Source organism: Enterobacter sichuanensis (genome assembly GCF_009036245.1).
GTDB lineage: Bacteria > Pseudomonadota > Gammaproteobacteria > Enterobacterales > Enterobacteriaceae > Enterobacter > Enterobacter sichuanensis.
On the sequence record NZ_CP027986.1, the window covers coordinates 1,274,148 to 1,296,060 of the forward strand.

The following is a 21,913-nucleotide window of genomic DNA, read 5'->3' on the forward strand; positions in this document are numbered from 1 at the left end:
GAGCGTTCTGAACCGGGGTCTGGTGCGAAGCGCCATGCCCACCAACGAGAGAGCACTATGTACTTCTATCAACCGTCTCAGGGGCACGGCCTGCCGCATGACCCTCTGAATGCCATTATTGGCCCACGTCCGATCGGCTGGATCTCCTCATGCGATAAGGCCGGTCAGTTGAACCTCGCACCGTACAGCTTCTTTAACTGCTTTAACTATCGTCCGCCCATCATTGGTTTTTCCAGCAACGGCTGGAAGGACAGCGTGCGTAATATTACCGAAACGGGGGAGTTTGTCTGGAACCTGGCAACGCGCGATCTGGCTGAAGCGATGAACCAAACGTCCGCGATGCTTCCGCACGATAGGGATGAGTTTACCTTTTCCGGATTGACGCCGGCGGCGAGCCAGCTTGTTAAGGCGCCGCGCGTGGCGGAGAGCCCGGTGAACTTTGAGTGCCGCCTGTCGCAGTGCATTCAGCTGACCGGCGCCGACGGTACGCCGGTTGATACCTGGCTGGTGCTGGGGGAAGTGGTCGGTATCCATATTGCCGAATCGCTGCTGGAAGAGGGGATCTACCAGACGGCGAAAGCGCAGCCCATCCTGCGTGCGGGTGGGCCGACGGCGTACTATGGCATCAGTGATGAAAACCGGTTTGATATGGTTCGCCCGGGTGCGGGTCAGTAACCGGCCTTATCTACCACGAATTGTTTACCGCAGTTACCCGGATGTGGCTGCGGGGCAAATGACGTCGCAGACAGCGGGTTATTGATGGTGTCTGCCTTGAGTGAAATCTGCATTTCGGTCAGATACGCCGGATTGCCATTGCAGGTGAGCTTGAACGCTTTGACGTTTTCCTTGCCCCAGCTTTTGGCAACGGCGCGGTCAAAGTCGCTACGGTTGACGGTTTTCCCGTAGTTATCGGCGAGGAATTGACCGACAGCACTGCTTTTTACTTCCTGATTCATCCGCACCATCGTGCCGAAATAGGCATCGGGATCAAAACCAAAGCAGACGCCATGTTTGGCATACTCGTAACGCTCCAGGCAGGAATTACCGCCCGCGCCCGGCATCACGCTGTTAAGCTTTGCGGCACCGGACAGCGACAGTCCGGTTTCGGCGGCGGCACATTTGCGGCTGGCCTTCGCTTCCGGCAGGTTCGGGATCGGGCGCGTGGCGCAGCCAAAGCGCATCCACCGACGTTCATCCACGCCGCGGGCGGCAATCGATTTCGGCAGGCCTGGCCAGAGTCCGTGAACGGTCAGAAAATCGACTTTATTGTCGGTCTCTTTTTGCAGGCGACACTCGTCTGGTTCATTACGGTTGCGCTCGACCATGCTCTGACAAAACCCGGTTTGCCAGGACAGCGCCAGCACATAGCGATCGAAATCGCCATACTGCGTTGCCTTGAGCGGTTCGGCCTGTGCGGAGAAAACACAAAGAGCAAGCGCGATTGCGCCAGACGGGATAACGATATCCTTCCTGAACATATGATTTCCTGATCGAATGAGCACAATAAATTTCTGGAAGTTATTAAAGCACAAAAAGCGCCCGCAGGCGCTTTCTGGATAGCCGTAATTTAGCTTAGGCCGCGCCGGGAACCAGCACTTCGGTGGCGATAATCACAATAATCAGCCCAACAATCACGGGCACTGAGGTGCGTTTAACCACTTCGAATGGCGAAATTTTTGCCATCCCGGCTACGGCGACGACCACGCCCGACACCGGAGAGATAGTACGGCCCAGGTTTGACGCTTGCAGCATGGGAATGGAGAGATACGCCGGGTTAATACCGGAGGAGTGAGCCAGTTTGGGGATCATCTCCACAAAAGCGTAGAAGGGCGCGTTACCGGAGCCGGTGGTCATGGCCGCCAGCATGGTGAGCACCACCAGAACCAGCATCAGGATAATACTGGCCGAGCCGAACGAGGTGGCAATGGAGATCAGGCTCTGGATAAAGCCAATGGTACTCAGGCCCTGGGCAAAGACGCCTGCCGCAACCAGCAGCATCACCACCCCGGCAAAGGCATCCGCCATACCGCGATACGCCACTTCCAGACCGGAGAAGACGTTTTGCGTGTTAAAACCGCGCACAAATTCCAGCATGGCGGCCAGCAGCATACAGATCACCAGAATGGTGATGATGTGCAGCTGCGGACCCCATTTGCCGTCAAAAATCAGTACCCCGATAATCGGCGTGAAGGGCAGAATGGCATAAAACGCGGGTGCGGTGGTGGTGATTTCACTCACATCCATCATTTCGTGGCTGATGTTCTCTTTCTTATCCAGATAGCGCTGCCAGAAGAAATGCGCGATACCCATTCCCACAATGGCGACAATAGAGATCGGCAACGTGGTTTTAAAAGCGAAGTCGATGAGTGACATTTCCGCTGCCTTTGCTGCCAGCACAACATCACCTGAAGTCGGGGAGAGAATTATCGCTGCCGGTGACGCGCAAATTGCCGCTGCCGCGCCACGGCTGATACCGACGTTGACCATGACCGGGAACAGTGTGGCCATGAGCAGTACGCCAAGTCCGGTAGCTGACGACACGGCCAGCGACATCAGGCAGGCGAGGAAATAGGCGGCGACCATCAGCAGATAGGGCGAGTTGATATACTGCAGGGGTTTTGAGGCAAGTTTAACGACCATGTCGTTGGCACCGATATGGGTCATGTAGGAGGCAAAGCCGCACAGCATCATGATCATCATACCCAGGTCGCCGCCGCGGCTCATGAGTAATATCTTAATGTATTCAACAATATCAGTGGCGGTGTAACCCGTACTGGTTGCACTGGCTGGTAATACCTGATGCCCCATTATGGCGCTGATAATCAGCAGTGTTAAACCGCCAACAAATAATACGCCCGTGGCCGAGTAGCCTTTAATGATGTAGCGTGCGACACCGACAATGACGACGACCCCAATAAGGAGTTCGATAAACGTAAGCATGATTTCCCCTGTATCTTTGCTGCACTGGAGCACAAAAAATCAATAAAATAAGAAGGATGAAAATGTGCCGAATAAATGGCCCGTTCTTGCTGATTAAAATCAATAAACAGACGACTAGAGAACGGAACAACCGCATTTTTGCCATGGCCCATACATTTATGTCATGAGAGGCTTGACCGTCAGACATCGCGCAGGATGTCTTTATAATGATAACAAAATGTTAATAATCTGTGTAGTTTAGTATGTTATTGATTAAGAAGTTAAAGAGGTAAAAAGCCTACGTAATATGGGCTTATTCGAACGTCCCGACAGGTTTAATTAAGAATATTCCCGAAAAAAGGCCGGATAATTAGGAATAACAGCGATGCCGTTAAGTTCTTGTTCAACTATTTTATGGTAAACTTTGCCTCGAATACTAAGAATGGTAATTGCATTGTGATCGTACGTAATACTTTTTTCTCTATTTTGTTGTTTATTTTTGGGCAGTTAACGTTTTCTTCTGTTGCACAGGCAGCGGACAACGCGACGGATAAAGGCTGGTTCTCAACCTTTACAGATAATGTTTCCCAGACATGGTCGGCACCAGAACATTATGATCTCTATGTTCCGGCAATAACGTGGCATGCGCGCTTTGCTTATGACAAAGAGAAAACCGATAAATACAACGAGCGTCCCTGGGGGGCGGGTTTTGGTCAGTCGCGCTGGGATGAAAAGGGCAACTGGCACGGCATCTACCTGATGGCCTTTAAGGACTCGTTTAATAAATGGGAACCGATTGGCGGTTATGGCTGGGAGAAAACCTGGCGCCCGTTAGCAGACGAGAACTTCCACGTCGGTTTGGGCTATACCGCCGGGGTCACTGCGCGTGACAACTGGAACTACATTCCGATCCCGGTGCTGCTGCCTCTGGCCTCTATTGGCTATGGGCCGGCAACGTTCCAGATGACCTACATTCCCGGTACGTACAACAACGGTAACGTTTACTTCGCCTGGATGCGTTTTCAGTTTTAACTGAAAAAACTTTACATGTTGGTGAAAAAACGCGCAGGCGTTGATTCATAAACGATAAAAATCTGCCAGTGAAAATTAACGCGACTTTAGTCACTTTTTATCAAAGATCCGCTGGACAAAAGGTCCCACAATTGATGTACTGGTAACCGACACAGCATTTGTGTCGTTTTTTAATGTAAAGGTAATTTTGATGTCTAAGATTAAAGGTAACGTTAAGTGGTTTAATGAGTCCAAAGGATTCGGTTTCATTACTCCTGAAGATGGCAGCAAAGACGTGTTCGTACACTTCTCTGCAATCCAGTCTAATGGTTTCAAAACTCTGGCTGAAGGTCAGCGTGTAGAGTTCGAAATCACTAACGGTGCCAAAGGCCCTTCTGCTGCTAACGTAATCGCTCTGTAATTCAGACGCGTCAGCAAGAATTTCAAAACCCGCTCACTGAGCGGGTTTTTTTCGTTTTGAATCAGCCAAGCAGATACATTTTCAGGAAGCTGGCCACGATCAGCACGCTCAACAACACCATTCCTGCGCTCATCAGACTCTGTTTCATTCTGTCACCCTCGTTCAGTATTGCACTCAGAGTGACAGAGAAAAATTAAGCCAACATTAACGCGCTGACTGTTAGTGCTGACTTGCAGTGGAAAATAGCCAAAATGCGATCCCCGTCATCGCAAAGGAGCCCAGCATGTTAATGGCGATATTCACCAGCGCCCAGCCGATACGACCTTCCTGAAAGAGAAACACCACTTCTGCAGAGAAGGTGGAGAAGGTGGTTAAGCCGCCGCAGAAACCTGTCGTAATCAATACCTTCCACATTGGGTCGATGTGCGTCATGCGGTTAAACCAGGCCAGTCCCATGCCTATGATAAAGGCGCCAATCAGGTTCGCGGCAAGCGTCCCCATAGGAATCGCCTGATGCAGCGGGTTAAACCGCATACTCAGAAACCATCGCGCAACGCTACCCGTTCCCCCACCAATAAAAACGGCTAAAAGTAGTTGTAACACGCTTAATACCTGCTATTTGATGTGTAAGAGAAGCGAGTTTAACGCCGTTTATGATGAGGGGACAAATATGTATGTTGCGGTAGGACAATTTGCGGTCACGCCTGACTGGCAGGCGAACGCGAAAAAATGCGTCGACCTGATGTTGCAGGCCCAACAGAAAGGCGCGTCGCTGCTGGTGCTTCCTGAGGCGCTGCTGGCCAGGGATGATAATGACCCGGATTTATCCGTGAAGTCCGCGCAGCCGCTGGACGGTGAATTCTTACAGCAATTGCTCGCTCAGAGCGTGGGCAATACGATGACGACGATCTTAACAATCCATGTTCCCTCTATGCCGGGTCGGGCGGTGAATACGCTGGTGGCGATTCGCGGCGGAGCCATTGTCGCACGTTACGCCAAGCTGCATCTCTATGATGCCTTCAGCGTTCAGGAGTCCCGGCGGGTTGACCCGGGAGACCGTATTCCCCCGCTGCTGGAGATTGACGGAGTAAAGATTGGGTTGATGACCTGCTACGACCTGCGTTTTCCGGAGCTGGCGCTCCATCTGGCGTTACAGGGCGCGGACGTTCTGGTATTGCCTGCCGCGTGGGTCAAAGGGCCGTTGAAGGAGCATCACTGGGCGACGCTGCTTGCGGCGCGCGCGCTGGATACGACCTGCTATGTGGTTGCAGCAGGCGAATGCGGCACGAAAAATATCGGGCAAAGCAGGGTGGTGGATCCGCTTGGGGTGACGATCGCCGCCGCCGCTGAAACCCCCGAGTTGCTGGTGGCGGAGATAAACGTAGACAGAATCGCGCTTGCACGTCAGCAATTACCTGTTCTTCGCAATCGTCGGTTTGCGCCACCGCAATTATTGTGATGTTTTTTTCAACAACGCTTGATTCACCTTGTTACAGATTGCTATTGTGTGCACGCGCTAAATGACCGTTAATAGATTCAGGTTTTGGCGCTGTATGCAGCCTGTTTTAAGTAAAGAAGGTATCTATGGGTGAGATTAGTATTACCAAACTGCTGGTGGTTGCCGCACTGGTCGTCCTGCTGTTTGGTACCAAGAAGTTACGCACGCTGGGTGGTGACCTGGGGGCTGCCATCAAAGGCTTTAAGAAAGCGATGAACGACGATGACGCGGCTGCGAAGAAAAGCGCCGAGGACGACATCCCGGCAGACAAGCTTTCTCACAAAGAGTGACAGCCATGCCTGAGGGCATGCGAAAAAAAACCGGCTCATGAGGCCGGTTTTTTTGTATTACTGTAAATGAATATTACAGCATTATTTTACTTCTTCGCCTTTCGCCTGCATGTCCGCATGGTAAGAGGAGCGAACAAACGGGCCGCACGCCGCGTGGGTAAAGCCCATCGCCATCGCTTCGGCTTTCATCTCATCAAACTCGTCCGGGCTGACGTAGCGCTGTACCGGCAGGTGGTGACGGCTTGGCTGCAGATACTGGCCCAGGGTGAGCATGGTTACACCGTGGCGGCGAAGATCGCGCATTACCTCGATGATTTCCTCATTGGTTTCACCCAGACCTACCATCAGACCTGATTTGGTCGGAATGTGCGGATGCGCTTCTTTGAAACGCTCCAGCAGCTTCAGGGACCAGTTATAATCCGCACCCGGACGAACCTGGCGGTAAAGACGCGGCACGTTCTCCAGGTTGTGGTTAAACACGTCTGGCGGCGTGGCGGTCAGAATATCCAGCGCACGATCCATACGGCCGCGGAAGTCAGGCACCAGCGTCTCGATTTTGATGTTCGGGCTTTTCTCGCGAATGGCCGTAATACAATCAGCGAAGTGCTGTGCACCACCATCGCGCAGATCGTCACGGTCTACGGAAGTGATGACCACATAACGCAGCGCCATGTCAGCGATGGTCTGCGCCAGTTTTTGGGGTTCGTTAGCATCAGGTGCAACTGGACGGCCATGTGCTACGTCGCAGAACGGGCAGCGGCGGGTACAGATAGCACCCAGAATCATAAACGTCGCGGTACCGTGATTGAAACATTCAGCAAGGTTCGGGCAAGAGGCTTCTTCACAGACGGAGTGAAGGCCATTTTTGCGCATCGCCGCTTTGATCCCCTGGATACGCGAAGAGTCGGCCGGAAGTTTGATTTTCATCCATTCCGGTTTTCTTAACAGCGCCTCGCGCTCTGTAGCCACGTTTTTAACCGGGATAAGGGCCATTTTATCGGCATCGCGGTATTTAACACCGCGTTCCATCACAATGGGTTTACTCATAGCGTGCGTGTTCCAGTTGCGAATATCGAAGGAAAGCGTTTCAATTCAAGGGAATGTTGTATTTATCAACTATTTTTGAACGAACGACAGGCAGTATATCATTGAAAGGGGCGTTAAAGCAGCCTGCCAGGTCGCCAATTTGTAAAATAGTTGTTGTTTTGTGCCTTTTGCCCTGCCTGCAGCAGGGACTTGTGCTGTATGAAGCGGTCAGAAGGCCTGACGGATAATGCGGATAACGTTTTCCAGGACCGGATCGCGCAAACTCAGTTTGTTGTAATGCAGTGAAATCTCGACAGATTCCGCATTAAGCTGGCTGAGTGGGATACTTTCCAGCGGCCAGCATTTGCGCAGCAGGTTGTACAGACGTGCCGGCATAATGCATAGCATATCGCTGCTGCCGATCAGGGATGCGGTAGTGAACATATTGTAACTGCTGAAACTGATCTGGCGTTCCGGGAAAATTTCATCAATACGCTGGCGCAGAGCATGATTCGCCTGTCCTTCGGTCATGAAAGACGAGTGGTCATAGTTGCGCAGGTTTTCAAGGGTCAGCGGTTCGCTGAGCGCGGGATGCTGCTGGCGACACACCAGAACCAGATTATCCGCATAAAGCACATTTTGCCCCAGCGCTCTGGCACTGAAACTGCCGCTTTCAATAATCAGGTCCGTCTGGAACTGGGCAAGCTGAATATCAGGCTCACTAAGAGGCACATTGCGCAGCAGAAGCTGCGGAGCATGCTCTTTCACGGCCTGATAAATTGCAGGCATCACCAGAACGCCCACGGAAGGGGAACAGCCGATGGTAATGGTGCGCTGCTTATCGTAGCTGCCGGTTAAATCCAGCGCGCCCAGAATGGATTCCAGCCCCTGGCTGATGAACTCATGGAGGTGCGTGGCGTAGGCCGTCGGCGTTACCCCCTGGCCCTTACGGATAAATAACGGGTCGGGAAATATAGCGCGCAGCTTTTGAATGGACTGGCTTATTGCTGATGGCGTGAGATTAAGAATTTTCGCAGCGTTAACGATACCCTTATGGACATATACTGCCTCAAAAATAGTCAGTAAATTGAGATCAATATTACGTAAAGTCCGAAAAATTTGCGGCTTGTCTTCGCCACCAGGGTCATTCAGGCGTTTGGCTGGTAAATTATTATACTCCACGCTTTTACTCCGTATACATTCACAATATGAATGATAGTTGAATTTATTTATTATGCTTGTAGAGATTCGTAAAGTGTTGGTTTTGTTTCACTTCTTTATCAAAAATCAAACAGTTGTGTGATTATCACTCACGTTACTTAGACCCTGTTTGTCACGTTTGAGGGAAGCTAAATAATATGTAACGGCAATATTCGGGCGCTTCGAAAATATAGAATCTGTGGTTTATTGTAAAGCGCAAAAGCGGTAAATAAACAGTGGCCCGTCAAATTAGCGAGCCATGTTGTATGATATATTAAGCAGGGATATATTCGTGCGGGGGATTGTTAAGTAGTGCTAACACGTTCTTCAAAAGCACAGGACGAATAGTGTCTGGCGTAGCGGTATCGATCCACTGGCGCATTTGCGTCATCTCCATGCCGGCGTAGCCGCAGGGGTTTATGCGCTGGAAAGGGGTGAGATCCATATTAATATTCAATGCCAGGCCGTGGAAGGAGCAGCCTTTACGAATTCGCAGCCCCAGAGAGCAGATCTTCATTTCCCCGACGTAAACGCCTGGTGCATCGGCGCGTGGATGCGCATCGATACCATATTCCGCCAGCGTATTGACGACAGTTTGTTCCAGTAGAGTAACCAGTTCACGCACGCCCAGTTTTCTGCGCTTCAGATTAAGCAGGACGTACATTACCTGCTGTCCGGGTCCGTGGTAAGTGACCTGCCCGCCGCGATCGCTCTGAATTACCGGGATGTCTCCCGTCATCAATAAATGTTCCGCTTTTCCCGCCTGACCCTGCGTAAAGACTGGCAGGTGTTCGACCAGCCAGATCTCGTCCGGGGTGCTCTCATCGCGTGAATCGGTGAAGTCATGCATAGCCTGGGAGACAGGCTCATAAGGTTGCAGCCCGAGGTGTCGGACCAGAATTTTATCCTGATACAAAACAGCGTCTCCGAAGACGAGGGACAAAAGATGCGGGGGAGTATATCACAGCGGGGAGAGGGGTTACCCGGCAAACCGGGTAACCGCAAAGGGACTACAGCACCATACGAACAATTTCGATATTGCCGAGCTCTTCGTACAGCGTCTCAACCTGCTCAATGTGTGTAGCGGTGATGGTAATAGAAACCGAGTGGTAGTTGCCCTTGCTGCTTGGTTTTACTGACGGAGAGTAGTCACCCGGCGCATGGCGCTGTACCACTTCAACCACCTGATCAACCAGCTCAGGCTTCGCCAGACCCATTACTTTGTAGGTAAATGGGGTAGGGAATTCAAGCAGTTCGTTAAGTTTGGTTTTCATGTCAGCTCCGGCGTAACGTCAAAAAGAATAACTCCCACGTCAGGTGGGAGTTATCAGGATACTTAGTATATGGGGATCAAAATCACACTTTCAAGTGTTCAATTTTTAACCAAACCAGTGATGGAACATCAATTTAATGTAATCAATGATTTTGCCGAAGAAATTACCTTCAGGAATTTCTTGCAGGACAACCAGCGGACGCTGATCGATCGTCTTGCCATCCAGCTGGAAGTTGATGGTGCCTACAACCTGGTTTTTCTGCAGTGGCGCATGCAGCTCGGTGCTGTTCAGGACGTAGCTGGCTTTGAGATCCTTCATACGACCGCGTGGAATGGTCAGGTACAGATCTTTATCCACGCCAAGGGAGGCACGGTCGTTGTCGCCGAACCAGACGGGTTCGGAAGCAAACTCTTTACCTGCTTTCAGCGGGTTCACGGTTTCGAAGAAACGGAAGCCCCAGGTCAGCAGTTTCTTGCTTTCTGTTTCACGACCTTTAAAGGTACGGCCGCCCATCACGGCTGAGATCAGGCGCATCTGACCTTCAGTGGCAGAGGCCACCAGGTTGTAACCCGCTTTGTCAGTATGGCCCGTTTTGATGCCATCAACGTTCAGGCTGTTATCCCACAGCAGGCCGTTACGGTTGGTCTGACGAATACCGTTGAAGGTGAACTCTTTCTCTTTATAGATGGCATATTCGTTAGGTACGTCGCGGATCAGCGCCTGACCAATGAGCGCCATATCACGCGCGGAGCTGTACTGACCGTCGGCGTCCAGACCGTGTACGGTCTGGAAATGGCTGTTTTTCAGACCCAGCGCGTTCACGTAGCTGTTCATCAGGCCCACGAAGGCGTCCTGGCTACCGGCAGCAAAATCGGCCATCGCCACACAGGCATCGTTACCCGATTGCAGGTTAATCCCGCGAATGAGCTGAGAAACGGGAACCTGCATACCCGGTTTCAGGAACATCAGAGACGACCCTTTGAACACCGGGTTTCCGGTTGCCCACGCATCGTTACCGATGGTGACCAGGTCAGTTTCCTTGAATTTCCCGGCTTTCATCGCCTGGCCGATAACATAGCTGGTCATCATTTTGGTCAGGCTGGCCGGGTCGCGGCGGGCATCAGCATTCTGTTCTGCCAGCACTTTGCCAGAGTTGTAATCGATCAGGATGTAGGATTCCGCGTCGATTTGCGGAACGCCAGGGATCATGGTCTTGATATTCAGGTCATCGGCGTGAGCTGCAGAAAGTGCAGCAGCGCAAAGGGCCGTGGTCAGCGCCATGCGCTGCACAAAACGAGCAGAAAAAGTGGTCTTCATGGTCAGAACTACGACATCCGTGATGGAATTAAAAAAAGTGCCTTACTATAGCAAATGCTATTCAGGCAGGCATCCGACTTTAAGCATGAGTTTGTGAATGTGTTTTACACAAACTGACATTTCGGACACCGCCGATTAATTACTTTGCAACAGCGATAAATGACTGAAGCTGAGCTTCATTTTGCAAACGTTGCTGCAGGGACGCTGCCTGCGATTTGCTGGCAAACGGCCCCATCTGAATACGCCAGACCGCACCGTTTTGCTCAACGCGTCCCGGGACGCCAAACTGCTGGCTCAGACGCTGTTGATACTGCTGGGCACGAGCCTGATCGCTCACTGCGCCTACCTGCACCACATAGCTGCCGCTGGCCGCTGCCGGAGCTGCCATCGCCGTACTTTGCGTGGCCGCTGGCGCCGTTACGGGCGCCGGTTGAGCTGCTGGCGCACTCACAGGTGCAGGGGCGGGTGTCGGCTCACTGCCTTCAAGTACGCCCGGGGCTAAGGTCGTTGGTGCACCAAGAAAGCCGCTACTCTTTACCGGTGCGCCCGTTGAATCATCACTTTGTAGCGTGTCATTGCTGATTGGACGGATTTCTCCCCCCGGCTGAGCCGGTTCGGCCGGAGAAGAGACGCTACCCATTCCGCCGTCAAGATTTGGACGGTCGGGCAGGGCATAGGTCTGTTTCGCTACTGTCGTACAGGCGGTACCCGGTCCGGAGAGCGAACCATCCTGCGCCACGATAATCGGGTCGATACGGACTTTGGTGTTATTCGACGTGTTCAGGCGATCGGCGGACGCGCGAGACAGGGAGATCACCCGGTCATTGCCGTACGGGCCGCGGTCGTTGATGCGCACAACGATCATACGGCCGTTCGCCAGGTTGGTGATACGGGCATAGCTCGGGATCGGCAGCGTCGGGTGTGCTGCTGTCAGCTGCATTGGGTCGAAGGCCTCCCCGGACGCCGTCAGGTTACTGCCGGGTTCGGCATCATAAATGGCGGCAAAGCCAGCCTGGCTGAAGCGGGAAGGATCCTGAACAATTTTGTAGCTTTTGCCGTCGCGCTCGTAATCCTGATTCGCACTGGCATTCAGCGGTTCATAAACGGGATCGGCACCGCTGATTTCAACGATCGGGCCATTACACACCGCAGGCTGCGGCGGCGCGACGGTTGCCTGTTGCTGACCATCATCACTTGTACAGGCCGCAAGTAAACTTGCCGCAATGCAGATCCCCAGCCACTGCTTACGCATTCCGATCCCCTTATTTTTATACGCTTTTTGACAACATTTTTCTGTGGGTATGGATCGACATCACGATACCAAACCCGGCCATCAACACAATCAGTGCCGAGCCTCCGTAACTCACCAGCGGTAGCGGTACGCCAACCACCGGCAGAATACCACTCACCATACCAATATTTACGAAGACATAAACGAATAAAATCAGCATCAACCCGCCAGCCATAACGCGACCAAAGGTGGTTTGCGCGCGTGCTGCAATCCACAATCCGCGCATGATCAGCAGGACGTATAGCGCCAGCAAAATTAAGATGCCCACCAGCCCCAGCTCTTCAGCCAGTACGGCGAAAATAAAGTCGGTGTGGCGTTCCGGTAAAAACTCCAGCTGCGACTGTGTACCGTGCAGCCAGCCTTTACCGCGCAGGCCACCGGAGCCAATCGCAATTTTTGACTGAATAATATGATAGCCCGCGCCCAGCGGATCGGTTTCCGGATCGAGCAGCATCATGACGCGCTGGCGCTGGTAATCATGCATCAGGAAGAACCAGAGAATCGGAATAAACGCGGCAACCAGCACCACCGAGATGCCAATCAGACGCCAGCTCAGGCCCGACAGGAAAAGAACGAACAGGCCGGAGAGGGCGATGAGGATTGAGGTTCCCAGGTCAGGCTGCGCCGCGACCAGCAGCGTTGGCAGGAAAATCAGCACCAGCGCGATGGCGGTATTTTTCAGAGACGGCGGACAGACGTCGCGGTTGATAAAGCGTGCCACCATCAGGGGTACGGCGATTTTGGCGATTTCCGAGGGCTGGAAGCGGACAACACCCAGATCCAGCCAGCGCTGCGCCCCTTTTGAGATGGCGCCAAACGCGTCTACCGCAACCAGCAAAATAATACAGAAGATGTAAAGATAGGGCGCCCAGCCTTCATAGACGCGCGGTGGGATCTGCGCCATCACCACCATAATGACCAGACCCATCGCGATCTGGCCAATTTTACGCTCCATCATGCCGATGTCCTGGCCGCTGGCGCTCCAGATAACCAGGGCACTGTAAACCAGCAGAGCCAGCAGGATCAGCAGCATGGCTGGGTCGATGTGGATTTTATCCCACAGCGATTTTTTATTTGGATTATCCGTCATGATTATTGGTCCTCCGCCGCAGCGGCGGCCGGGTTTTCAGCCGGCAGTTCGGTGTTGTTATCACCCAGCATAATGTGGTCAAGGATCTGGCGCATGATGGTCCCGACCGCGGGGCCAGCACCGCCGTTTTCCAGAATCATCGCCACCGCGACCTGCGGGTTATCATAAGGGGCAAACGCCGTCATCAGCTTATGGTCACGCAGACGTTCGGCAATGCGGTGGGCGTTATAGGTTTCGTTGGCTTTCAGACCAAATACCTGCGCCGTACCGGATTTCGCGGCCACTTTATAAGGCGTACCGGCGAAATACTTATGCGCGGTACCGTTCGGACGGTTTGCCACGCCGTACATCCCGTCTTTCGCGATTTCCCAGAAGCCAGAATGGATGTCACCCACAGGCGCTTCGTGCGGCTGGTTCCAGGGCACTTTTTTGCCGTCTTCAACGGTACTTTGCAGCAGATGAGGGACTTTCACCACGCCGTCATTGATGAGGATCATCATGGCTTTGTTCATCTGAAGCGGCGTAGCCGTCCAGTAGCCCTGACCGATACCCACCGGAATAGTGTCACCCTGATACCATGGTTTCTTAAAGCGCTTCAGTTTCCACTCACGGGTTGGCATGTTGCCAGAGCGTTCCTCGGCAAGGTCAACACCGGTGTAATGTCCGTAGCCAAACTTACTCATCCACTCTGACAGACGGTCGATACCCATATCGTACGCCACCTGGTAGAAGAAGGTATCCGCGGACTCTTCCAGCGATTTCGTCACGTTCAGATGGCCGTGGCCCCATTTTTTCCAGTCGCGATAGCGTTTTTCAGAACCCGGCAGTTGCCACCAGCCGGGGTCAAACAGGCTGGTATTACGGTTGATGACACCAGCACTCAGGGCAGAGACCGCCACGTAAGGTTTAACCGTTGACGCTGGCGGGTAAACCCCTTGCGTAGCGCGGTTCACCAGCGGTGTGTTCGGGTCATTCAGCAGGCCGGAATAGTCTTTACTGGAGATGCCGTCAACAAAGAGGTTCGGGTCATAGCTTGGCATTGACACCATCGCCAGGATGCCACCGGTACGAGGATCGGTGACCACCACGGCCGCACGGCTGCCCGCCAGTAAGGTTTCAATATACTGCTGCAGTTTAAGGTCGAGGGTCAGATATACGTCATGTCCCGCCTGAGGCGGCACCTCTTTCAGCTGACGAATGACGCGGCCGCGGTTGTTCACCTCAACCTCTTCATAGCCGGTCTGCCCATGCAGAACATCTTCGTAGTAGCGTTCAATGCCCAGCTTGCCGATATCGTGCGTTGCTGCGTAGTTCGCCAGCTTGCCGTCTTTATCGAGGCGCTCGACGTCTTTATCGTTAATCTTGGAGACGTAGCCAATGACATGCGTCAGCGCGGAGCCATAAGGGTAGTAGCGACGCTTGTAACCTTTCACTTCCACGCCGGGGAAACGGTACTGATTCACCGCAAAGCGGGCTACCTGGACTTCCGTCAGATTGGTTTTAACCGGAATGGAGGTGAAACGGTGGGAACGGGCGCGCTCTTTTTTGAAGGCCGCGATATCGTCATCGTTAAGATCGACCACGCTTCGCAATGCTTCCAGCGTGTCCTGAACGTTATCGACCTTTTCCGGCATCATCTCGATTTGATAGATGGTGCGGTTTAACGCCAGCGGGGTGCCGTTACGATCGTAAATAATGCCGCGGCTGGGCGCGATGGGCACCAGCTTGATCCGGTTTTCGTTTGAACGCGTCTGGTAATCGGTAAAGCGGACAATTTGCAGATTATAAAGGTTGGCGATCAGCACGCCGGTAAGCAGCAAAATCCCGGTAAAGGCGACCAGCGCCCGGCGCACAAACAGCGCGGACTCAGCCGTATAGTCGCGAAAAGAATTCTGTAGTTTCATCCGCTGCTTAATCTACCCTGGTCAGTCATTACTCGCGGTGATAGGGGTGGTTGGTAGTAATGCTCCACGCGCGATACAGGCTTTCTGCCACCAGTACCCGAACGAGCGGGTGGGGAAGCGTCAGCGCGGAGAGAGACCAACTTTGTTCTGCTGCCGCTTTGCAGGCAGGGGACAACCCTTCAGGCCCGCCAATCAACAGACTGACGTCACGACCATCCTGCTTCCAGCGCTCCAGTTCGTGCGCCAGCTGCGGCGTATCCCAGGGCTTCCCTGGAATATCGAGAGTGACGATGCGGTTTTTGCCTGCGGCTGCCAGCATCAGTTCACCCTCTTTATCGAGAATACGTTTGATATCGGCGTTCTTGCCGCGTTTTCCGGCGGGGATCTCCACCAGTTCGAACGGCATGTCTTTTGGAAAACGACGCAGATATTCAGTAAAACCGGTTTGTACCCAGTCCGGCATTTTGGTGCCGACGGCGACCAGCTGCAACTTCACGCATTAACCCCAGAGTTTTTCCAGCTCATACAGGCGACGGCTCTCTTCCTGCATGACGTGGACAATCACATCGCCGAGATCGACAACCACCCAGTCAGCGGTCGCTTCACCTTCAACGCCGAGGGGCAACAGCCCTGCAGCACGCGATTCCTGCACCACGTGATCGGCAATTGAAACAACATGACGCGTAGAGGTACCGGTGCAGATGATCATGCAGTCGGTAATACTGGATTTACCCTTAACGTCGATAGCGATGATGTCCTGACCTTTCAGGTCATCAATTTTGTCAATAACAAAATCCTGGAGTGCTTTACCCTGCAAGTTTTCCCCCTGGGGTGAATGAGATTGTATAACGTTGAATTCGTAGCCAGACAGTATACCTGAACTCAGGCCTGTAACGGGACAAATGTCTCCTGCCCGGCTTTTGAAGGCGGGTATCATCCCACCCTCCGCCTGAGATTGCATCGCCATTTTTGTAAAACAATTTCTGTAAAGCAATGATCGGCGGGAAAGTCTGGCAGCGGAGGATAACAGTATGGCTTACCCTGTCAAGGCAGGAAAAACAATAAGCCACTTAATTATGCCCTTCGGCTATTCATCTGCGCTTTTCTGATACAAACCGTGCGTATGGATATACGCCAGCACCGGGGCCGGTAGCAAATCGTCACAGGCTAAACCGTGCTGTAAACGCTCGCGAATGAGGGTCGCAGAGATATCGAACCACGGCGTCTCCGCCAGATAAATCTTCCCGGCCGGCTGTGTGTGAAGATCTTCTATATAGTCGGTGAGATGATCTTCCAGCCACTGCTGATACTGTGCTTCGCGCATGGTCAGCGGATAGCCCGGACGACGGCAGACGAGCAGGTGGCTGTTCTCCAGAATGGTTTCGTACTGATGCCAGGTGGGGAGATTCAGCAGAGAGTCCTGACCGATGATAAAGGCCAGCGGCTGGTCTGGCCCGTGTTCAGTGCGCCACTCCTGCAGCGTTTGCGACGTCCAGGAGGGCGTGTCGCGGCGCAACTCGCGCTCATCAAGGCTGAAAAGCGGTTTATCCGCGATGGCCAGGGCGAGCATCGCTTTTCGCTGCTCGCTGGTTGCTTCGGGCTGCGGACGATGAGGCGGGACATTATTGGGCATAATGATAACGCGCTGAAGACCAATCAGATTCGCCAGAATCTCAACCGGCTTCAGATGCCCGTAATGTACCGGGTCGAAGGTGCCACCATACAGGGCCTGGAGAGAGTGCATACTATCCATCAATAAAAACGTCAGCCAGCGCCTTGTGGCAAAGCAGCAGAGAAAGACTTTCCAGCTCCGCCCAGACCGACTGACCGTAATCTTGTTTTAACGTGAGCTCAGCGCGCATCAGAAGCTGTACTGCCTGACGCAGCTGTTCATGGCTCAGGCGGTTGACGGCCTCGGTGGTTAACGCCCTGCGATTTTGCCACACCCGATGTTTATCAAACAGCGCGCGCAAGGGCGTATGGGCAGACTGTCGCTTGAGCGCGATCAGCAACAGCAGTTCGCGCTGGAGCGTGCGCAGCAAAATGACCGGCTCGCTGCCTTCAAGGCGCAGCTGCTGCAGAATATGCAGGGCGCGTTTGCTCTTCGCCGACAGCAAGGCATCAACCCAGTGGAACGGCGTGAAGTGCGCCGCGTCGTTAACGGCCTGCTCGACGCGCGGCAGGGTCAGCTTGCCATCCGGCCAGAGCAGGGCGAGCCGGTCCAGCGCCTGCGCGAGGGCCAGCAGGTTGCCTTCGTAGCAGTAGCAGAGCAGTTGATTTGCCGCGTCATCCAGCTGAAGGTTGTTCTGCTTCGCGCGCGCGGCCACCCATTTTGGCAGATGCGCCTGCTCAGGCGTCTGACAGGTGACCTGCACCGCATGGGTCGCGAGTTGGGTAAACCACGCCGCGTTTTCCTGCGCTTTCGTCAGCTTATTGCCACGCACGATCAATAGCAGATCGCTGTGTAACAGACTGACCAGCGTGGCCAGTTGTTCATTAATGGCCGCGTTCGGACCATTCTCTGGCAGCAGGATCTGGATCGTCTGACGCGAGGCAAACAGGCTCATCGCCTGGCAAAGTGAGAAGAGGGCATTCCAGTCGGTATTGTTATCCAGCTGGACGGTGTGGTGTTCATCGAAGCCCTGAGCGGCCGCCGCGTGTCGCACGGCATCCAGGCTTTCCTGTAGTAATAGCGGATCGTTACCGAGGAGCAGATACGCCGCGCGCAGCCCTTCATTGAGCTGCGCGCGGAGTTGTTCAGGATACAGCCTGATCATCAGTTACCCATTGAGGTAGAAACAGGAGACGCGTCGGCATCCGGTTTTTCAACAATGTCAGATCCTTGTTTTTTTGACGCTGCAATAGCTGGCAGTTTACGGATCAGCTGTTCCGCTGCCTTGTCGTACATTTCGTTGATGATAATCTGCTGTTCGGCATCTTTTGCCAGCGCCGTCTGCGGGTTATCGAAGAACGAACGGTACACTTTCGTGCTGATCGGGTAGATGTCTTTACCCGGGATCAGAACTGCCGCGTTAACCGCCATGACCATCTGATACTCTGCGGTATGGCCGTCCTGGAAGATAGAGGCCGTATCTTTGCTGAGCGTCATCCCCAGCACACGCAGAGACGGTACATCCTGGCGCAGGGTGCCTTTTTCGATCAGCTCAACGCCGTTCAGACGCAACTGATTACGAATTGCGCGGCTGAGTGGACCGTTAGGATCCGATGAGTCGAAAATCATCGTTTTCATCTCAGCAGGCACCGCCGTAGTATTGCGCAGGTGCCAGCCACAGCCAGCGGTGACAAGCACCGCCAGAGATAAGAGTATTGTTGCCAGTTGTCGCACGTTTCCTCCCGCGCTTAGCCAACGACCAGATTCAGCAATTTACCTGGTACGTAGATCACTTTACGTACGGTAACGCCCTCAAGATATTTTGCGACCAGCGGTTCCTGGCCCGCACGCTCGCGAACCTGTTCTTCGGTTGCGTCGACCGCCACGGTAATTTTACCGCGGACTTTACCGTTTACCTGGACTACAACCAGCGTGGTGTTTTCCACCATCGCGGCTTCGTCAGCCTCTGGCCACGGCGCGTTGTCGATATCGCCTTCGCCTTTCAGCTCCTGCCACAGGGTGAAGCTGACGTGAGGCGTGAACGGGTTCAGCATGCGAACGACGGCCAGCAGTGCTTCACGCATTAAGGCACGATCCTGCTCGCCCTCTTGCGGCGCCTTCGCCAGTTTGTTCATCAGTTCCATAATAGCCGCAATTGCGGTATTGAAGGTCTGACGACGACCAATATCATCGGTCACTTTCGCAATCGTTTTATGAACATCACGGCGCAGCGCCTGCTGATCTTCCGTCAGGGCGGTGGCGTTCAGGGCCGGAGCATCGCCCAGAGAGGTATGTTCGTAAACCAGTTTCCAGACGCGCTTCAGGAAGCGGTTCGCCCCTTCAACGCCTGACTCCTGCCATTCCAGGGTCATGTCTGCCGGAGAGGCAAACATCATAAACAGACGCACGGTATCCGCACCGTAACGCTCAACCATTACCTGCGGGTCGATGCCGTTGTTTTTAGACTTGGACATCTTGCTCATGCCGGTATAAACCAGCTCATGACCTTCGGCGTCTTTGGCCTTCACAATACGGCCTTTCTCGTCGCGCTCAACGATCGCATCTACCGGAGAAACCCAGTTACGCTCGCCGTTTGCACCCACGTAGTAGAACGCATCTGCCAGCACCATGCCCTGGCACAGCAGCTGTTTAGCAGGCTCGTCAGAGTTCACCATGCCCGCGTCGCGCATCAGCTTATGGAAGAAGCGGAAGTAGAGCAGGTGCATGATGGCGTGTTCAATACCGCCGATGTAAATATCAACCGGCAGCCAGTAGTTTGCCGCGTTGGAGTCCAGCATGCCGTCCTGATACTGCGGGCAGGTGTAACGCGCGTAATACCAGGATGATTCCATAAAGGTGTCGAAGGTATCGGTTTCACGCAGCGCAGGCTGGCCGTTGACGGTGGTTTTTGCCCACTCGGGATCGGCTTTGATCGGGCTGGTGATACCGTCCATGACCACGTCTTCCGGCAGGATCACCGGGAGCTGATCGTCTGGTGTTGGCATCACGGTGCCATCTTCCAGAGTCACCATTGGGATTGGCGCACCCCAGTAACGCTGACGGGAGACGCCCCAGTCGCGCAGACGGTAGTTCACCTTACGCTCACCTACACCCAGAGAAGCCAGTTTGTCGGCAATGGCGTTAAAACCCTCTTCGAAGCTCAGGCCGCTGAACTCGCCGGAGTTGAACAGGGTGCCTTTTTCGGTCAGTGCTTGTTCGGACAGGTCTGGTTCAGAACCGTCAGCCGCCAGGATAACAGGCTTGATGGTCAGGCCGTATTTGGTGGCAAATTCGTAGTCGCGCTGGTCGTGACCCGGAACGGCCATTACGGCACCCGTGCCGTATTCCATCAGCACGAAGTTGGCGGCCCAGACAGGGATGGCTTCGCCGGTCAGTGGATGAATGGCTTTGAAGCCAGTATCCACGCCTTTTTTCTCCATCGTTGCCATATCGGCTTCAGCCACTTTGGTGTTGCGGCATTCGTCGATGAAGGTGGCCAGTTCCGGATTATTTTCTGCCGCTTTCTGCGCCAGCGGGTGACCTGCGGCCACGGCCAGGTAGGTCGCGCCCATGAAGGTGTCCGGACGGGTGGTGTAGACGGTCAGGGTCTGGTCGTAGTTCTCAACGTTGAAGGTAATTTCCACGCCTTCAGAACGGCCGATCCAGTTACGCTGCATGGTCTTAACGGTATCTGGCCAGTGGTCCAGATTATCCAGATCGTTCAGCAGTTCGTCAGCGTAAGCGGTGATTTTGATAAACCACTGCGGGATCTCTTTACGCTCAACTTTGGTGTCACAGCGCCAGCAACAGCCGTCGATAACCTGTTCGTTAGCAAGAACGGTCTGGTCATTCGGACACCAGTTAACGGCAGACGTCTTCTTGTACACCAGGCCTTTTTTGTACAGCTCGGTGAAGAACTTCTGTTCCCAGCGATAGTATTCAGGAGTACAGGTTGCCAGCTCGCGGCTCCAGTCATAGCCAAAGCCCAGCATTTTGAGCTGGTTTTTCATGTACGCGATATTGTCGTACGTCCACGGGGCTGGCGCCGTATTGTTTTTTACCGCTGCGCCTTCCGCAGGCAGGCCGAACGCATCCCAGCCGATTGGCTGCAGAACGTTCTTGCCCAGCATGCGCTGGTAGCGTGCAATCACATCACCAATGGTGTAGTTACGCACGTGGCCCATGTGTAGTCGACCAGAAGGATAGGGAAGCATCGACAGGCAGTAATACTTCTCTTTGCTCTCGTCTTCGGTTACTTCAAAGGTGCGCTTCTCGTCCCAGTGTTGCTGGACTTTTGATTCTATCTCTTCCGGGCGGTATTGCTCTTGCATGGCAGCCAGTGGTCCTGTTTTCAATACAGCTACAAATGTAGCCAATGGATGTGGTAATTCAGATCCGCATAGCATAGCCCAAACGCCCGCGTCAAAACAGCCTTTCGCACAAATGCGCTTTGCAGGAATTTACCGGGTCTGTGCTTCACCTGACAAAGCGGCGATGAAATAAGGTCTATTATTAGAAATAGTTACTTACCCGGGAGGCAAAATGATGAACAAGGTTGCTCAATTTTACCGCGAACTGGTGGCGACACTGACGGAACGGCTGCGTAACGGCGAGCGCGATATTGACGCGCTGGTGGAGCAGGCCCGTGCCCGGGTGACGCAAACGGGTGAGTTAACGCGAACCGAAGTGGAAGAGGTGACCCGCGCCGTGCGCCGTGACCTGGAAGAGTTTGCGCGCAGCTACGAGGAGAGCCAGGACGAGATCGCCGACAGCGTCTTTATGCGGGTGATTAAAGAGAGTCTGTGGCAGGAACTGGCCGATATTACTGATAAAACGCAGCTGGAGTGGCGCGAGGTGTTTCAGGATTTGAACCACCACGGTGTGTACCAGAGTGGGGAAGTGGTTGGGCTGGGAAATCTGGTGTGCGAGAAATGCCATCACCATATTGCGGTGTATACGCCGGATGTGCTGCCACTGTGTCCGAAATGCGGGCACGACCAGTTCCAGCGTCGGCCGTTTGAGCCCTAGGTAAACGCAAAACGGCAACTATGTTGCCGTTT

23 protein-coding genes are annotated in these 21,913 nt (G+C 53.6%); 6 read left to right on the forward strand and 17 right to left on the reverse strand.

All coding sequences use genetic code 11. The features are described 5' to 3' along the window. Positions 1-57 precede the first annotated feature (57 nt). A complete protein-coding gene (locus C1N69_RS05960) occupies positions 58-675 on the forward strand; it encodes a flavin reductase family protein (RefSeq protein ID WP_094919536.1) in 618 nt (205 codons plus the stop codon). Here the strand turns inward: C1N69_RS05960 and rna are convergent. Both rna and dcuC read right to left on the reverse strand, forming a co-directional pair. After that, complete coding sequence (gene rna, locus C1N69_RS05965) at positions 669-1,478, reverse strand: ribonuclease I (protein ID WP_059386035.1); 810 nt, start codon at positions 1,476-1,478, stop codon at positions 669-671. The two genes, C1N69_RS05960 and rna, sit on opposite strands and share 7 nt — an antisense overlap. A 94-nt stretch (positions 1,479-1,572) precedes the next feature. After that, positions 1,573-2,940, reverse strand: coding sequence for an anaerobic C4-dicarboxylate transporter DcuC (dcuC, locus tag C1N69_RS05970; RefSeq protein ID WP_155030846.1), 1,368 nt, complete (start codon positions 2,938-2,940; stop codon positions 1,573-1,575). Between the two features lie 393 nt (positions 2,941-3,333). Here dcuC and pagP point away from each other — a divergent pair, with 393 nt between their 5' ends. Further along, the gene (gene pagP / locus C1N69_RS05975; RefSeq protein ID WP_047958016.1) at positions 3,334-3,951 is read left to right on the forward strand and encodes a lipid IV(A) palmitoyltransferase PagP; all 618 of its coding nucleotides are present in this window, start codon (positions 3,334-3,336) and stop codon (positions 3,949-3,951) included. Between the two features lie 190 nt (positions 3,952-4,141). Beyond that, on the forward strand, positions 4,142-4,351 hold the full coding sequence (gene cspE, locus C1N69_RS05980) for a transcription antiterminator/RNA stability regulator CspE (RefSeq protein ID WP_002439184.1): 210 nt from the start codon (positions 4,142-4,144) through the stop codon (positions 4,349-4,351). A gap of 219 nt (positions 4,352-4,570) precedes the next feature. Here cspE and crcB read toward each other — a convergent pair whose 3' ends face one another. After that, positions 4,571-4,954, reverse strand: a complete 384-nt coding sequence (gene crcB / locus C1N69_RS05985) for a fluoride efflux transporter CrcB (RefSeq protein ID WP_025756329.1) — start codon at positions 4,952-4,954, stop codon at positions 4,571-4,573. A gap of 67 nt (positions 4,955-5,021) precedes the next feature. Between crcB and C1N69_RS05990 the strand changes: the two genes are divergently transcribed. Then, a complete protein-coding gene (locus C1N69_RS05990) occupies positions 5,022-5,810 on the forward strand; it encodes a deaminated glutathione amidase (RefSeq protein WP_047958018.1) in 789 nt (262 codons plus the stop codon). A 125-nt stretch (positions 5,811-5,935) separates the two neighbouring features. Next, entirely contained in the window at positions 5,936-6,139 is a 204-nt protein-coding gene (gene tatE, locus C1N69_RS05995; protein WP_025756331.1) for a twin-arginine translocase subunit TatE, read from the forward strand. Between the two features lie 81 nt (positions 6,140-6,220). On the opposite strand, the gene lipA is transcribed toward tatE, so the two are convergent. The 14 genes from lipA to leuS form a co-directional block, all read right to left on the reverse strand. Further along, positions 6,221-7,186, reverse strand: coding sequence for a lipoyl synthase (gene lipA, locus C1N69_RS06000; RefSeq protein WP_024907012.1), 966 nt, complete (start codon positions 7,184-7,186; stop codon positions 6,221-6,223). A gap of 207 nt (positions 7,187-7,393) precedes the next feature. Beyond that, positions 7,394-8,347: a YbeF family transcriptional regulator gene (locus C1N69_RS06005; protein ID WP_045286197.1), complete on the reverse strand. Its 954-nt coding sequence runs from the start codon at positions 8,345-8,347 to the stop codon at positions 7,394-7,396. A gap of 292 nt (positions 8,348-8,639) precedes the next feature. Beyond that, entirely contained in the window at positions 8,640-9,281 is a 642-nt protein-coding gene (gene lipB, locus C1N69_RS06010; protein ID WP_155030847.1) for a lipoyl(octanoyl) transferase LipB, read from the reverse strand. A gap of 94 nt (positions 9,282-9,375) precedes the next feature. Further along, positions 9,376-9,639 carry a DUF493 family protein YbeD gene (gene ybeD, locus C1N69_RS06015; RefSeq protein WP_003858718.1) on the reverse strand — a complete coding sequence of 88 codons (264 nt, stop codon included), beginning with the start codon at positions 9,637-9,639 and terminating at the stop codon, positions 9,376-9,378. Between the two features lie 105 nt (positions 9,640-9,744). Further along, complete coding sequence (gene dacA, locus C1N69_RS06020; RefSeq protein ID WP_025756334.1) at positions 9,745-10,956, reverse strand: D-alanyl-D-alanine carboxypeptidase DacA; 1,212 nt, start codon at positions 10,954-10,956, stop codon at positions 9,745-9,747. Between the two features lie 139 nt (positions 10,957-11,095). Then, a complete protein-coding gene (gene rlpA / locus C1N69_RS06025; protein ID WP_155030848.1) occupies positions 11,096-12,208 on the reverse strand; it encodes an endolytic peptidoglycan transglycosylase RlpA in 1,113 nt (370 codons plus the stop codon). A gap of 16 nt (positions 12,209-12,224) precedes the next feature. Next, positions 12,225-13,337 (reverse strand): peptidoglycan glycosyltransferase MrdB, encoded by a 1,113-nt coding sequence (gene mrdB / locus C1N69_RS06030; protein ID WP_155030849.1) that lies wholly within the window; start codon positions 13,335-13,337, stop codon positions 12,225-12,227. Between the two features lie 2 nt (positions 13,338-13,339). Continuing rightward, positions 13,340-15,241: a peptidoglycan DD-transpeptidase MrdA gene (mrdA, locus tag C1N69_RS06035; RefSeq protein WP_025756336.1), complete on the reverse strand. Its 1,902-nt coding sequence runs from the start codon at positions 15,239-15,241 to the stop codon at positions 13,340-13,342. Positions 15,242-15,269: 28 nt separating this feature from the next. Continuing rightward, entirely contained in the window at positions 15,270-15,737 is a 468-nt protein-coding gene (rlmH, locus tag C1N69_RS06040) for a 23S rRNA (pseudouridine(1915)-N(3))-methyltransferase RlmH (protein WP_003858701.1), read from the reverse strand. A gap of 3 nt (positions 15,738-15,740) precedes the next feature. Further along, on the reverse strand, positions 15,741-16,058 hold the full coding sequence (gene rsfS, locus C1N69_RS06045) for a ribosome silencing factor (protein ID WP_003858696.1): 318 nt from the start codon (positions 16,056-16,058) through the stop codon (positions 15,741-15,743). 270 nt (positions 16,059-16,328) lie between these two features. Next, positions 16,329-16,994, reverse strand: a complete 666-nt coding sequence (gene nadD / locus C1N69_RS06050) for a nicotinate-nucleotide adenylyltransferase (protein ID WP_155030850.1) — start codon at positions 16,992-16,994, stop codon at positions 16,329-16,331. After that, positions 16,987-18,018, reverse strand: coding sequence for a DNA polymerase III subunit delta (holA, locus tag C1N69_RS06055; RefSeq protein ID WP_126801600.1), 1,032 nt, complete (start codon positions 18,016-18,018; stop codon positions 16,987-16,989). Before holA ends, nadD begins: the two co-directional genes overlap by 8 nt. After that, positions 18,018-18,587, reverse strand: a complete 570-nt coding sequence (gene lptE, locus C1N69_RS06060) for an LPS assembly lipoprotein LptE (RefSeq protein WP_025756339.1) — start codon at positions 18,585-18,587, stop codon at positions 18,018-18,020. The genes holA and lptE overlap by 1 nt, the downstream gene beginning before the upstream one ends. Before the next feature lie 14 nt (positions 18,588-18,601). Continuing rightward, positions 18,602-21,184 carry a leucine--tRNA ligase gene (gene leuS, locus C1N69_RS06065; protein ID WP_155030851.1) on the reverse strand — a complete coding sequence of 861 codons (2,583 nt, stop codon included), beginning with the start codon at positions 21,182-21,184 and terminating at the stop codon, positions 18,602-18,604. Between the two features lie 214 nt (positions 21,185-21,398). Between leuS and C1N69_RS06070 the strand changes: the two genes are divergently transcribed. Beyond that, entirely contained in the window at positions 21,399-21,881 is a 483-nt protein-coding gene (locus C1N69_RS06070; protein WP_025756340.1) for a zinc ribbon-containing protein, read from the forward strand. The last annotated feature ends 32 nt before the right edge of the window (positions 21,882-21,913 follow it).

Coding starts and splice junctions, on each gene's coding strand:
- C1N69_RS05960 (WP_094919536.1), top strand. CDS start 58: ATGTACTTCTATCAACCGTCTCAGGGGCACGGCCTGCCGCATGACCCT.
- rna (WP_059386035.1), bottom strand. CDS start 1,478: ATGTTCAGGAAGGATATCGTTATCCCGTCTGGCGCAATCGCGCTTGCT.
- dcuC (WP_155030846.1), bottom strand. CDS start 2,940: ATGCTTACGTTTATCGAACTCCTTATTGGGGTCGTCGTCATTGTCGGT.
- pagP (WP_047958016.1), top strand. CDS start 3,334: ATGGTAAACTTTGCCTCGAATACTAAGAATGGTAATTGCATTGTGATC.
- cspE (WP_002439184.1), top strand. CDS start 4,142: ATGTCTAAGATTAAAGGTAACGTTAAGTGGTTTAATGAGTCCAAAGGA.
- C1N69_RS05990 (WP_047958018.1), top strand. CDS start 5,022: ATGTATGTTGCGGTAGGACAATTTGCGGTCACGCCTGACTGGCAGGCG.
- tatE (WP_025756331.1), top strand. CDS start 5,936: ATGGGTGAGATTAGTATTACCAAACTGCTGGTGGTTGCCGCACTGGTC.
- lipA (WP_024907012.1), bottom strand. CDS start 7,186: ATGAGTAAACCCATTGTGATGGAACGCGGTGTTAAATACCGCGATGCC.
- ybeD (WP_003858718.1), bottom strand. CDS start 9,639: ATGAAAACCAAACTTAACGAACTGCTTGAATTCCCTACCCCATTTACC.
- dacA (WP_025756334.1), bottom strand. CDS start 10,956: ATGAAGACCACTTTTTCTGCTCGTTTTGTGCAGCGCATGGCGCTGACC.
- rlpA (WP_155030848.1), bottom strand. CDS start 12,208: ATGCGTAAGCAGTGGCTGGGGATCTGCATTGCGGCAAGTTTACTTGCG.
- mrdB (WP_155030849.1), bottom strand. CDS start 13,337: ATGACGGATAATCCAAATAAAAAATCGCTGTGGGATAAAATCCACATC.
- mrdA (WP_025756336.1), bottom strand. CDS start 15,241: ATGAAACTACAGAATTCTTTTCGCGACTATACGGCTGAGTCCGCGCTG.
- nadD (WP_155030850.1), bottom strand. CDS start 16,994: ATGGATAGTATGCACTCTCTCCAGGCCCTGTATGGTGGCACCTTCGAC.
- holA (WP_126801600.1), bottom strand. CDS start 18,018: ATGATCAGGCTGTATCCTGAACAACTCCGCGCGCAGCTCAATGAAGGG.
- leuS (WP_155030851.1), bottom strand. CDS start 21,184: ATGCAAGAGCAATACCGCCCGGAAGAGATAGAATCAAAAGTCCAGCAA.
- C1N69_RS06070 (WP_025756340.1), top strand. CDS start 21,399: ATGAACAAGGTTGCTCAATTTTACCGCGAACTGGTGGCGACACTGACG.